Below are 13492 nucleotides of genomic sequence, written 5' to 3'. Positions count from 1 at the left end.
GCGAGTTGTAGAGTTCTGCAACGAGCTATAAATATAAAATTATGGGGGGATGCCTAGCGAGGTTATCAATAATTAAAATTAAATATTTAAAAAAATAAATTTAAAAATAAAAAATATAAGGGGGAAATAGGCTTATGAGAAAAAAATCTTTATTAGCTTTAATGTTAGTTTTCATGTTAACTTTAACTGCATTTACAGTAGGGTGTAGTAATCAACAACAACCTGACCAAACAGAAGAAACTACAACTGAATCAACAGAAAGTAGTGACACAGAGTCAAATGATAAGGAAGAAGCATCATCAGATGAAAAAGTTGTTATTACTGTAGCAGGTGGTGCTGTAGGTCAAGAGCTAGAATTAACTAAAAAGGCTGCAGATAAGTACATGAAAGAACATCCAAATGTTGAAGTAAAAGTATTAGATACTCCAGACTTAGCTCAAGATAGATTAGGATTATATTTACAATTCTTAGAAGCTAAAAGTCCAGAGGTAGACGTATATCAGATAGATGTTATTTGGCCAGGGGACTTAGCTGACCACTTTGTTGACTTATATAAATATGGAGCTAAAGAGGTTGCAGACCAACATTTTGAAGCTATAATAGAAAATAACACAGTTGATGGTAAATTAGTTGCTATTCCTTGGTTTACAGATGCAGGTCTACTATATTATAGAGCTGATTTACTAGAAAAGTACAATCTAGATGTACCTAAGACATGGGATGAGTTAGAAGAAGCAGCTAAAACTATTCAAGAGGGAGAAAGAGCAGAAGGTAATGAAGATTTTTATGGATATGTATGGCAAGGTGATTCTTATGAAGGACTTACTTGTGATGCTTTAGAATGGGTATACTCTAATGGTGGAGGTACTATTGTAAGCCCTGATAAGAAGATAACTATTAACAATGAGAATGCAGTAGAAATAATAGAAAAGGCTGCAAGCTGGGTAGGAACTATTTCACCAGAAGGTGTAACTGGAATGGCTGAAGAGGATGCACGTAATATTTGGCAAGCAGGAAATGCTGCATTCATGAGAAACTGGCCATATGCATATAGCTTAGGTAATGCTGATGATAGTGCAATCAAAGGTAAATTTGATGTTGCTCCACTTCCAGCAGGTAAGAGTGGTAAAGGTGCAGCTACTTTAGGTGGATGGCAATTAGCAGTAAGCAAATACAGTGAACATCCTGATATTGCAGCAGACGTTGCTTTATACTTAGCTTCATATGAAATGCAAAAAATGAGAGCTATAGAAGGTTCAATGAACCCAACTATTAAGGCTCTATATAAAGATGAAGAGGTATTAGAAGCAAGTCCATTCATGGGAAGTCTATATGACGTATTTACTAATGCAGTAGCTCGTCCATCTACAGCTACTTCACCAAAATACAATCAAGTATCAACGTTATTCTTTAAAGCAGTTTACTCTGTATTAACAGGTGAAAATGATGCACAAACAGCATTAGAAGAACTTGAATTAGATTTACAAGATTTAACTGGATTTGAGATAGGTGAACCTCAGTAATAGAAAAAGCAAGTGAAAATTATAGCAGGTTGAGTCAACTTAAAGCTCATTAATTAGAGTTTATAAATGTCCGGAGGTTTAATTAATTTTAACTATACTTCCGGACATTTTCAATATATTTTAATTAATAAATAGAAAATGACTTAGTAAATAATTTTGCATATAAAGAGGTGATATTTATGGTGAGAGATAATTTTGTAAAGGAAAGTATATATCCACTACATGAATGGAATATAATTGAAGAAAATTTTGATGTAGAAACAAATTATTTAGATGAAACTATTTTTTCATTAGGTAATGGATATATAGGAATGAGAGGTAATTTTGAAGAAGGCTATAATGGGCCGTCTGATACTTCAGTAGAAGGTACTTATTTAAATGGATTTTATGAAACACATCCAATTAAATATGGAGAACCAGCTTTTGGTTATGCTAAGAACGGACAGACTATGTTAAATGTTACTAATAGTAAGATAATAAAGCTTTATATAGATGACGAAGAATTTAATATGTTTTCTGGAAATCTCGTTTCATATAAAAGAATATTGAGTATGAAGAAAGGAACATTGACAAGAGATGTAATATGGGAGTCACCAAAAGGTAAAAAAGTAAACATAAAGATAAAAAGGTTTATATCTCTTGCTAATAAACATTTAGCATCTATAAACTACGAAGTAGTTCCACTAAACTTCTCGGGCAAAATAACTATAGCTTCTGCATTAGATGGCGACGTTAAAAACCTACAGACAGAAAATGACCCAAGGGTAGGTTCTGCACTTGAGCATCAACCATTGACATTAGAAGATAAATTTCTATCAGATAGTTTAGGAATTATTGTACAAAAAACTCCAAATACAAAGTTTACTTTAGTATGTGGAATGGAAAATGAATTAAAAACAACATGTAATTTTTCTAAAGAAAACAAAGAGATAGAACAAAGAGTTGAGAATAAATATATAATCGATGCTACAGAAGGAGAAAAAATAGTTTTAAATAAATACATTACTTATTATACATCTAGGGATTATTTAGATGATGAATTGATACCTAAAGCCAAAGAAACACTTACTATAGCAAGGAAAAAGGGATTTGAGAAAAATTTACAAGAACATATTGAAATTCTAAACAAATTCTGGGAACATGCTGATGTAGAAATAAAGGGAGACAAAGCATTACAACAGGGAATTAGATTTAATGAGTTCCACTTATTACAGTCTGTAGGAAAAGACGGCAAAACTAATATTGCAGCAAAAGGTCTTACAGGACAAGGATATGAAGGACATTATTTTTGGGATACAGAAGTTTATATTTTCCCATTCTTTTTATATAATTATCCAAAAATTGCGAGAAAACTATTAGAGTATAGATATAGCATTTTAGACAGCGCAAGAAAAAGGGCTAGGGAGATGGCTCATAAAAAAGGGGCTCTTTATCCTTGGAGAACTATTGCAGGCGAAGAATGTTCAGCTTATTATCCTGCAGGGACAGCTCAGTACCATATCAATGCTGATATAATATACGCAGTGAAAAAATATATTGAAGTAACTGAAGATATGGATTTCTTACTAAAGTATGGAGCAGAAATGGTATTTGAGACAGCAAGATTATGGGCTGATTTAGGAAGCTATATACCTAAAAAAGGAAATAAGTTTTGTATAGATAGCGTAACGGGACCAGATGAATATACAGCTATAGTTAATAATAACTTTTATACAAACTATATGGCAAAAATGAATTTAGAGTTTGGATACGACGTAGCTAACTTGTTAAAAGATAAATATTTAGACGTTTATAATAGAATAAAAGAAAAAATTAATTTAGAAGAAGATGAAATTTATGAATGGAAAAAAGCTGCTGACAACATGTATTTACCCTATGATGAAGAATTAGACATATATCCTCAAGATGACAACTTTTTAGAGAAGCCAGTATGGGATTTTGAGAATACTCCAAAAGAAAATTATCCATTGCTATTACATTATCATCCCTTAGTTATATATAGACATCAAGTATGTAAACAGCCGGATGTATTATTGGCTATGTACTTATATAGTGATGAGTTTACTAAAGAAGTTAAGAAAAAGAACTATGACTACTATGAGCCTGTAACTACCCACGACTCTTCATTATCTACTTGTGTGTTTAGTATATTAGCATCAGAAATAGGCTACAATGATAAAGCATATAAGTACTTTATGCATACAGCTAGAATTGATTTAGATAATTATCATAATAACTCGCAACACGGAGTACATACTGCTTGTATGGGCGGTACTTGGATGAGTGTTGTTAATGGTTTTGCAGGTATGAGAGTAGAAAAAGGACAGTTAAAATTCAATCCATATTTACCAAATAACTGGGATGGATATAGATTTAGAATAATGTTTAAAGGAAGAAGAGTAGAAGTTAATGTTGATAGAGAAAATGTAACTTATAAATTATTAGACGGGAAGCCAATTAATTTTAAGCATGGAAGTAAGTCAATTAGTTTAACAGATGATGAAATGGTGAAAGTACCTATAGAACATAATTAATGGACTCTTTTATTAATTGTATCGGGAGTGGGAATTATGAAAAAAATCACAATAAAAGAAATTGCTGAAATGGCTGGGGTTTCAAAGGCAACTGTTTCAAGGGTTTTAAATGATAGCAAATATGTGAGTCCAGAAATTTATAGTCGGGTAATGAAAGTAATAGAGGAAACGGGTTATAAACCAAGTTTTATTGCAAGGAGCTTAGTTAACAAGAAGACAAAGGTAGTCGGACTTCTTATTCCTGATATTTCAAACCCATTTTATTCAGAGCTTGTTAAAGGTATGGTAGAAGTAGCCAATAAATATGACTATAACATATTATTATGTAATTCATTCTTTAACCAAAAAAAAGAGATGGATTTTCTAAAATTGTTATGGGAGAAAGAAGTCGAAGGAATAATATTTATGACCCATGAAATAACTAATAAGCATAGAAAATTCTTTGAGAAATATACAAGACCAACTGTAACAGTAAACCGTAAATTCTGGGGATTTGATATTCCAAATGTTGATATAGATAATTTCTTAGCTGGGTATGATGCTACAGAATATTTAGTTAAACAAAATCATCATAGAATTGCTATAGTGAGAGCACCTTTAAGTGATGAAACGGCAGGGGTAGAAAGATATGAAGGATATAAAAAAGCCTTAGAGGACTATGGAATAGATTTTGATGAAAAGTTAGTTAAAGAAGGTAATTTTAAAGCAGATACTGGATATAAAGCTATGGAAGACTTACTTGAATTAGATTCTCCTCCTACAGCTGTATTTTGTGTAAACGATGAGATGGCATGTGGAGTTATCAATTGCGTAGTGGAAAAGGGGTTAAAGGTTCCAGAAGATATTTCAGTAGTAGGATTTGATGATATTCCCTTGGCTTCTATGTTCATACCATCAATAACTACTATAAGACAGCCAATATATGACATGGGAGCCCTTTCTATGGAGTTAATGTATAAAATGATAAAAGGTGAAAAAGTAGAAAGTAAGACTTATGTATTGCCACATAAGTTAGTTGTTAGACAAAGTACAATGAAAAACGAATAATATCTTTGTGATAGTGCCTAGTAGATTACACTAGGCAATTATTGTTTTTAAGAAAGTATATTTACATTATAGGTTGTAATTAAGTTGAATATAAGTTTTAAAGGTAGAGAGAATATTAGTAATATCATTATCGAAAAGCGAACAGCGAATAGCCTAATTCTTTCCAATATCCTCCTGAGAACTAAGAACTGACTAAAATGCTACTAACTACTGACAACGAACTACTAACTAACAAATTGACTTTAGTCGATTTTTTTATTTATCCAAGCACTTAATATTATTGTATCAAATAAAATGTATTATAGAATGGTATAACATTACAGTTTGATTAAAAATTAAAAAAAGTAAACAAAATTTATCTAAAAAATGTTATAATGTCTATATAGTACGTTCTTTACGTACTATATCAATCAATTTATTACAACGGAGGTGTTGCTTATAGAAAATAAAGTTAATATAATTTAATAATATTTAAAGCGCCAGGACTTAAAGATAGGTTTATCTTTAAGTTGACGAGGACAGGGTTTATCGAAGTATCGGCGGGTGCCCTGCGGTGAAACTACCACCGATAAAGATTCCTACAAAACCTGTAAGCAATTACAGGAACAAAGGGAATCGGGTAGTTAAAACCCATTTTTTGATGGGTTTATTTGTCATGCGTAAATTATGTAACACAAGTATGGATTTAATGTGAATGTAGATATAATTAAAAATTGGCGGAAGGAGAATATATATGTGCGGAATAGTTGGATATATAGGAAATAGAAATGTAGCGGAGATTTTGATAGAAGGGCTTGAAAAGCTTGAATATAGAGGATATGATTCAGCAGGTATTGCTGTATTAGGAAATGATGAGGTAAAAGTAAAAAAATATAAGGGTAGATTATCAGTATTAAGAGAAAATATTCAGAATGAGGATATAAACGGTACAATTGGTATAGGTCATACTAGATGGGCTACACATGGTGAACCATCAGATGTAAACTCTCATCCTCATACAAATTCTACAGGAAGTATAGCAGTTGTTCATAATGGTATCATAGAAAACTATATGAAAATAAAACAACAATTACAAGAAAAAGGATATAAATTTGTTTCTGAAACTGATACGGAAGTTATTTCACACTTAATAGATTATCATTTTGAAGGAGATTTAGTTGAAGCGGTTAAAAAGGCAGTTGCAGACCTTGAAGGAGCTTATGCATTAGGTGTAATTAATAAGGATAATCCAGATAGATTAGTAGCAGTAAGAAAAGATAGTCCTTTGATTGTAGGCGTAGGCGAAGGTGAGAATTTTATAGCGTCAGATATTCCTGCAATATTGAAACATACAAGAAAGGTATATATCCTTGAAGATGGAGAAATGGCTATACTTGAAAAAGATAAAATAGAGTTAATGAAAACAGATGGAACTCCTATTAAAAAGGATGTATATGTAGTGAATTGGGACGTTGAAGCTGCAGAAAAAGGTGGATATGACCACTTTATGCTAAAAGAGATATACGAGCAACCAAAAGCTATAAGAGACACATTATCACCAAGGGTTAATAATGAAAATGAAATAAGACTAGATGATATAAGTATAACTAAGGAAGAATTAGACAGAATCAACAGAGTTTATATTATAGCTTGTGGTACTGCTTATCATGCAGGATTATTAGGAAAGATATTAATAGAAAAGTATGTAAATGTTCCGGTTATAGCAGATGTAGCATCAGAATTTAGATATGGAAATACATTCATAGATGAAAATACACTTATGATAGTTGTAAGCCAATCAGGTGAAACTGCAGATACATTAGCTGCATTAAGACTTGCAAAGGAAAAAGGTGCAAGGGTTATAGCAGTAACTAATGTAGTTGGTAGTACAATTTCTAGAGAAGCTGACGATGTATTCTATACCTGGGCAGGACCTGAAATTGCTGTTGCATCTACAAAGGCATATACAACTCAACTTGTATCTTTGGCTTTAATAGCAATGCAAATGGCTACTATAAAAGGAACTATTACAGAAGAAGATTACAGTGGAATATTAAATGGATTAAATAAGCTTTCAAAACAAGTTAAGAGCTTATTAGAAAAAGAAGATTTAGTAAAAGAAGCTGCTAAAGAAATTTACAATGCAGAGCACATATTCTATATAGGTAGAGGTATAGATTATGATGTTGCTAGAGAAGGAGCATTGAAATTAAAAGAGATATCCTATATTCATTGTGAAGCAATGCCAGCAGGTGAGTTAAAGCACGGAACTATAGCATTAATAGAAGAGGGAACACCGGTTATTGCAGTTGCAACTCAAGAACATCTATATGAGAAAATGGTAAGTAATATTAAGGAAGTAAAAGCTAGAGGAGCTTATGTTATAGCTTTAGCTAAAGAAGGAAATGAAGATATTGAAGAGACTGCTGATAGTGTAATCTATATACCAGAAGTTATAGATGAGTTAACTTCAGTATTAAATGTAATTCCTCTTCAGTTATTAGCATATTATGTTGCAGTAATGAGAGGTTGCGATGTAGATAAACCAAGAAACTTAGCAAAATCAGTAACTGTTGAGTAGAATGATATTACCTGGGAAATAAATTTGTCGTTTTTAAAAAAGTTGTCATAAAAAATCATGATTCTTTGTCTTTTCAGGACATTAGAATCATGATTTTTTTATTGTGTAGTAACATATGTTACAGAATATTATGACTTAATGTGATAACATAAAAGAAGTCTTTAGATAAGAAATATAAGTCACAGAAGTTAAAATTGAAGAAAGCTAACTTTTTAAATCTAATTTTAATTAAGGAATGGTGTGGAACTTTATGTATGAAAAGTGGCTAAATCGTTTAACTGAAGTTGATTTATTTAAAGATATTGAAAAAGAAGAGCTTAAAAGGATATTAGGTTGTTTGAAGCCTAGTATAAAAAAATATAGAAAAAAGGATATAATAACTATTGAAAAAGAGCATTTAGCTGGAATAGGAATAGTTTTAGAGGGAGAGGTAAACGTAGGCAAGGAAACATTAGCAGGAGATAGAGTTATGTTGTCGGTGTTAAAAAAAGGTGAATTATTTGGAGAGGTAGCAGCTTTTAATAATAAAGAATGGTTAGCAACGACAGTGGCAAATACAGATTGTACTATTTTATTTTTACCTCCACAAAAAATTGTAGGAGTGTGCAATAAGACTTGTGATGGTCACAGAAGGTTGATACAGAACATGTTACAGATAATTGCTCAGAAAGCAATCAATTTAAACGAAAAAGTTGAGATTCTCTCTTTAAAAAGTATTAGACAGAAGATTAGTATTTATCTATTAAAACAATATAGTATTAAAAATAGTCTTGCTTTTAATGTACCTTTAAAAAGAAATGAATTAGCTGAGTATTTATTAGTATCTAGACCTTCACTTTCAAGGGAATTAGCTAAAATGAAAGAAGAAGGTATTATAGATTTTTATAGAAATTCTTTTAAAATATTGAATATAGAAAGTTTAAAGAATTGCCTATGAAGGACAAATGCCTAAGAGATTATATAAGTGATTTTAATGCGCTTATATAATCTTTTTTTATTTATTCAAAACGGTAACGTAGGATACCGAATTTATATCAATAATAAGTTATTGTATTAACAAAGGATAATTAATTGAGATTCTATTTAAGAAGGAGGATTTTAGATGAGTATGTTTTGTTATCAATGTCAAGAAGCTGCTAAAGGAAAAGGTTGTTTAATAAGAGGGGTATGTGGAAAAACAGAGAAAGTTGCTAATTTACAAGATTTAATGATTTATACCTTGAAGGGTATAGCAATTCTTCAACAAAAAGGATTAGAGAAAGGTATAAGATTTCCTAAAGCTAATCATTTTATGTTGAATGGGCTATTTATGACTATTACTAATACAAATTTTAATGAGTCTGACTTTATAAAAAAAATAAAAGAAGCATTATCACTTAGGGAAGAAATAAAGGAGCAATTGATTGGTGCAGGAATAGAACTAGGAAAATTAGATGATGCATCTACTTTTACTATAGAAACTGATTCAGAAATTTATGCAAAGGCTGAATCTAATGAAGTAGGAATATTGGCTACCGAAAATGAAGATGTACGTTCTCTAAGAGAGCTAATAACTTATGGACTAAAAGGTATGGCTGCTTATGCTGAACATGCACTTGCTTTGGGAAAAGAAAATGATGATATTTATGATTTTATGGTAAAGGCATTAGCTACTACTTTAAATGATACTTTAAGTGTAGAAGATTTAATAGCACTTACAATGGAGACAGGTAAGTTTGGGGTAGAAACTATGGCACTATTAGATGCAGCCAATACAGGTGCTTATGGTAATCCAGAGATAACTGAAGTAAATATAGGTACTAGAAATAATCCAGCAATCTTAATATCAGGACACGATTTAAAAGATTTAGAAGAGCTTCTTGAGCAAACAAAGGATACTGGTGTAGATGTTTATACACATGGTGAAATGTTACCTGCTCACTATTATCCATTTTTCAAAAAGTATCCACATTTTGTAGGTAATTATGGAAATGCTTGGTGGAAACAAAATGAAGAGTTTGAATCTTTTAATGGCCCAATATTATTTACTACAAACTGTATTATACCACCAAAAGAAAGTTATGCAGATAGAGTGTATACTACAGGTGCAACTGGATATCCAGGATTCAAACACATAGAAGAAAGAAAAGATGACAAACCAAAAGATTTTAGTCAAATTATAGAGCATGCTAAAAAATTACCAGCACCTAAAGAAATTGAAAAGGGTAAAATTGTAGGAGGTTTTGCACATGCCCAAGTACTTGCATTAGCAGATAAGATAGTAGAAGCTGTTAAATCAGGAGCTATTAAGAAATTCTTTGTTATGGCTGGTTGTGATGGAAGAATGAAATCAAGAAGCTATTATACTGAATTTGCTAAAAAATTACCAAAAGATACAGTCATATTAACAGCAGGATGTGCTAAATATCGTTATAACAAACTAAATTTAGGTGATATTAATGGAATTCCAAGAGTTTTAGATGCAGGACAATGTAATGATTCCTATTCGCTAGCTGTAATAGCTTTAAAGCTAAAAGAAGTATTTCAATTAAATGATATAAATGAACTTCCTATAGTTTATAATATTGCTTGGTATGAGCAAAAAGCTGTAATAGTACTTTTAGCATTACTTTATTTAGGAGTGAAAAATATTCACTTAGGACCAACATTACCAGCATTTTTATCACCAAATGTAGCTAAAGTATTGGTAGAAAACTTTGGAATAACAGGAATAGGAACTGTTGATGAAGATTTAGAAAAATTTTTAGGATAATATTAAAGGGTATGAATAATTCTTTAATTTAATATAAGGATTATTCATACCTTATTTTATTGTCTAATAAAGTATATTAATTTAAGCCAACAGCTAATAGCTAAAAAGCAGCTTTGCTCATTTTTTTATCTTGACAAATGAATTATTAAACTTTATAATTTAATTGTAATGATTACAAAATTAAAATGGCAACAATATAATACAATATTCCATGAGATAAAGGGGTGGCTATATGAATAATATTAATTATGATGCATTAATAAATGATTTATCAAAATGCTGTTTAGATGATGTTTACTGTCAAAGTTGTCAGGGGAATAACTGTCTTATAGGATATGCTAAAAATCAACTAATGTATGCATTAAAAAATAACGAAGAATTCATAGATGGAGGATTAGAATATTTACCATTATTTGACGTTAAAACTTATGATGAAGATGTCGTGTTAAAATCTATCGGAAATATACTTAAACAATGTAGAAACTGTAAAACTTACCATGATGAAGATTGTATTATTAATATAATAAGAAGTGCACTAGAGATAATTATATTAGGAGAAAGTCATGAGTATGAGGGTAGTGTATTAATGTATTTAGCAGCTATTAGTAAAGAAAACCCAGAAGTTGCTATGAAAATAAAACAATATTTTGATGAAGTTAGATAAATATATATTACATATTATATAGGGAGGAAATTGAAATGGAAAATTTAGAATTAGTTGTGGAACAAAAAATAGGGGAAACTAAGGACTCTCAATTAAAGAATATTGTGAAACAAAACTTTAAAGGTGAAACTACTGAGGCGGGATTGTATTTTGCTATTGCTCGACTAGCTGAAAGGCAAGGATATCCTGAAATAGCACAAGTTTTGACGACAATAGCTATAGAAGAAATAGAGCATGCTTCTAGATTTGCACAGTTAAATGGTATGATATCTGATGATGTTTTTGAAAATATTAAAACAATGCTAGAAGGAGAAATTAATGCTAATAAAGCGAAAAAAGAAGCTGCCATTAAAGCAGAAGAATTAGGTATAGAATCTGCAAGAGACTATTTCAATGAATCAGCTAAAGATGAAGCTAGACATGCAAGAATGTTAGAAGGATTATTAAATAGATACGCAAAATAAAATGGTCAAGGGTTTATTCTTTAGGGGAACTAGGGTTACATAGCGAAGCGAGCTTTTGCTCGCTTTTTAATATATTACAAAAAATAAAATGTTGAGAACCTTATGTTTAAATAAAATTAATTTTATAAACTAATCAAAATGGTCATATGCCTACAAAAAATAGAGAATAATTAAAAAAGTTTGACACAGAAGAAATATATTGGATTAGAAGGGGGAATTTCATTTGTTGACAAAGGTTAGAAATACAATATAATATATACCTGTACAGGGTATATGTAATGTTGGTATTAGTATTTTGAAACTTGAAAACAAACTATTATAAACAGGAGGGATTATTGGTGAGTGAATATTCAGAAAAGTATAACCTTTCGTATTTTTTATCTGCATTAGGTAATGGAGGATTATCAGTTTCTTTGTTTATGTATTTAATGTTTATGATAAATCATTCAAATACCCCTATACCAACATTTAATCATGTATATAGTGCTTTAATTGCATCAAGTTTTACTATTAAGATATTACTTATAGTAGATTTAGCTGGCATTGTGTATTTTGCATATAGACATTATAAATTACTTGTATGGAATTTAAAGGAATATAGCAAGTTTAAAAGCACCCAAGACTTCAACGAAATTAAAAAATCAAGTAAGGAAGTTAATCTTATGGTTATACCACTAACTTTAGGTATGACAGTAAATGTTACATTCGTAATAGGAGCAGTTTTTATTCCAGGCCTTTGGAACTATGTAGAGTATTTATTTCCTTTTTCATTAATAGCTTTTATATCTATAGGAGTGTATGGACTAAAAATATTCTATGCATACCTATCAAGGTTAATACATAATGGTAATTTTGACTCTGATAATAACAACAGCTTGAGTCAGTTATTACCAAGCTTTGCTTTTCAAATGATAGGAGTAGGAATGGCTGCACCAGGAGCAATGAGTCATAATTTAATTACTTCGTCTATAGGTATAATAGGAGCTATATTTTTTACTACTCTATCAGGAGTATTATTAATAAATAATCTTGTATTAGGACTAAAATCTATATTTAAATATGGAATAAGAAAAGAAGATTCTCCAAGTTTATGGATAGTTATACCTATTGCAACTCTATTAGGAATTACTATACTTAGGATAATCTCCGGTATATCTCATAATATGTTACATTCTAAGCCACCACATATATTGGTTTTTGTAATTTTTACATTGTTAGTTTCATTACAAATAATTATGGGTTTAGCTGGATATACAGTAATGAAGAAAAATAGATATCTAAAAGAGTATGTTTATGGTGATAAAAAAAGTGTAGGAAGCTTAGCACTTATCTGTCCAGGAGTTGCTACTTTTGTTTTAGGAATGTTTTTTATACACTGGGGAATAGTAAAAACACATATTGTTGCTAAATATTCTTTATGGTATTTTGTGATGTTAATACCTTTAGTATTAGTACAAATTAAAACAATTTCGGCATTAAACAAAATTAATAGAAAGTTGTTTGTGTAATAAAAACCCACTAAAAGCTAATTAGCTTTTAGTGGGTTTTTATCATATTATAGATACTAATCTATGGCATTTACTGGACATACATTTACACATCTTCTACAGCCAGCACAAGCCGCAATGTCTATATTTGCCTTACCATTTTCTATAGTTATAGCGTCAACAGGGCAAACATTTTGACATTTACCACAACCTATGCAAGTGTTTTGATTTATTGTTGGTTTCATAGTAGTGTTTAACTCCTTTCTTGTCAATGGATTTCCACAGCTAGGGCATTTCATTTCATAGCATGGAATTCCTCTTTGATGACTTGTTTCATATCCGCAATTTGAACAGTAACAAGTACCTTGAATTCCTAAGCCTTGATTTCTTCTATTTCTACCGTTACCTCTACCCATACCTCTACCATACATTTGTTTTCCCTCGCTATCGTTTTTAGATTT

At 30.7% G+C, this 13492-nt stretch carries 10 protein-coding genes; 9 read left to right on the top strand and 1 reads right to left on the bottom strand.

The features are described 5' to 3' along the window. Positions 1 to 134: 134 nt before the first annotated feature. The 9 genes from L21TH_RS05585 to L21TH_RS05545 all read left to right on the top strand — a co-directional run bounded on the left by L21TH_RS05585 (position 135) and on the right by L21TH_RS05545 (position 13052). Positions 135 to 1523, top strand: coding sequence for an ABC transporter substrate-binding protein (locus tag L21TH_RS05585; protein ID WP_006311282.1), 1389 nt, complete (start codon positions 135 to 137; stop codon positions 1521 to 1523). Between the two features lie 179 nt (positions 1524 to 1702). Further along, positions 1703 to 4057: a glycoside hydrolase family 65 protein gene (locus tag L21TH_RS05580; RefSeq protein WP_006311280.1), complete on the top strand. Its 2355-nt coding sequence runs from the start codon at positions 1703 to 1705 to the stop codon at positions 4055 to 4057. Between the two features lie 36 nt (positions 4058 to 4093). After that, the gene (locus tag L21TH_RS05575) at positions 4094 to 5104 is read left to right on the top strand and encodes a LacI family DNA-binding transcriptional regulator (RefSeq protein WP_006311278.1); all 1011 of its coding nucleotides are present in this window, start codon (positions 4094 to 4096) and stop codon (positions 5102 to 5104) included. Between the two features lie 733 nt (positions 5105 to 5837). Continuing rightward, complete coding sequence (gene glmS / locus L21TH_RS05570; RefSeq protein ID WP_006311275.1) at positions 5838 to 7664, top strand: glutamine--fructose-6-phosphate transaminase (isomerizing); 1827 nt, start codon at positions 5838 to 5840, stop codon at positions 7662 to 7664. 250 nt (positions 7665 to 7914) lie between these two features. After that, the gene (locus tag L21TH_RS05565) at positions 7915 to 8601 is read left to right on the top strand and encodes a Crp/Fnr family transcriptional regulator (protein ID WP_006311273.1); all 687 of its coding nucleotides are present in this window, start codon (positions 7915 to 7917) and stop codon (positions 8599 to 8601) included. Positions 8602 to 8766: 165 nt separating this feature from the next. Further along, positions 8767 to 10416, top strand: coding sequence for a hydroxylamine reductase (gene hcp / locus L21TH_RS05560; protein ID WP_006311271.1), 1650 nt, complete (start codon positions 8767 to 8769; stop codon positions 10414 to 10416). Positions 10417 to 10648: 232 nt separating this feature from the next. Continuing rightward, positions 10649 to 11080, top strand: coding sequence for a hypothetical protein (locus tag L21TH_RS05555; protein WP_006311270.1), 432 nt, complete (start codon positions 10649 to 10651; stop codon positions 11078 to 11080). A 35-nt stretch (positions 11081 to 11115) separates the two neighbouring features. Next, complete coding sequence (locus L21TH_RS05550) at positions 11116 to 11544, top strand: ferritin-like domain-containing protein (protein ID WP_006311269.1); 429 nt, start codon at positions 11116 to 11118, stop codon at positions 11542 to 11544. Between the two features lie 338 nt (positions 11545 to 11882). Then, positions 11883 to 13052, top strand: a complete 1170-nt coding sequence (locus L21TH_RS05545) for a TsoY family (seleno)protein (protein WP_006311267.1) — start codon at positions 11883 to 11885, stop codon at positions 13050 to 13052. 56 nt (positions 13053 to 13108) lie between these two features. Here L21TH_RS05545 and L21TH_RS14010 read toward each other — a convergent pair whose 3' ends face one another. Next, complete coding sequence (locus tag L21TH_RS14010) at positions 13109 to 13462, bottom strand: DUF362 domain-containing protein (RefSeq protein WP_006311265.1); 354 nt, start codon at positions 13460 to 13462, stop codon at positions 13109 to 13111. Positions 13463 to 13492 lie beyond the last annotated feature (30 nt).

Source organism: Caldisalinibacter kiritimatiensis (assembly GCF_000387765.1).
GTDB lineage: Bacteria > Bacillota > Clostridia > Tissierellales > Caldisalinibacteraceae > Caldisalinibacter > Caldisalinibacter kiritimatiensis.
The sequence above is the reverse complement of the archived record's forward strand: the minus strand, read 5'-3'. Positions and strand labels throughout refer to the sequence as shown.

What these genes read in the sequence shown, in the direction of transcription:
- L21TH_RS14010 (WP_006311265.1), bottom strand. Translation starts at nt 13,462, where the DNA reads ATGTATGGTAGAGGTATGGGTAGAGGTAACGGTAGAAATAGAAGAAAT.
- hcp (WP_006311271.1), top strand. Translation starts at nt 8,767, where the DNA reads ATGAGTATGTTTTGTTATCAATGTCAAGAAGCTGCTAAAGGAAAAGGT.
- L21TH_RS05575 (WP_006311278.1), top strand. Translation starts at nt 4,094, where the DNA reads ATGAAAAAAATCACAATAAAAGAAATTGCTGAAATGGCTGGGGTTTCA.
- L21TH_RS05585 (WP_006311282.1), top strand. Translation starts at nt 135, where the DNA reads ATGAGAAAAAAATCTTTATTAGCTTTAATGTTAGTTTTCATGTTAACT.
- L21TH_RS05555 (WP_006311270.1), top strand. Translation starts at nt 10,649, where the DNA reads ATGAATAATATTAATTATGATGCATTAATAAATGATTTATCAAAATGC.
- L21TH_RS05565 (WP_006311273.1), top strand. Translation starts at nt 7,915, where the DNA reads ATGTATGAAAAGTGGCTAAATCGTTTAACTGAAGTTGATTTATTTAAA.
- L21TH_RS05550 (WP_006311269.1), top strand. Translation starts at nt 11,116, where the DNA reads ATGGAAAATTTAGAATTAGTTGTGGAACAAAAAATAGGGGAAACTAAG.
- glmS (WP_006311275.1), top strand. Translation starts at nt 5,838, where the DNA reads ATGTGCGGAATAGTTGGATATATAGGAAATAGAAATGTAGCGGAGATT.
- L21TH_RS05580 (WP_006311280.1), top strand. Translation starts at nt 1,703, where the DNA reads ATGGTGAGAGATAATTTTGTAAAGGAAAGTATATATCCACTACATGAA.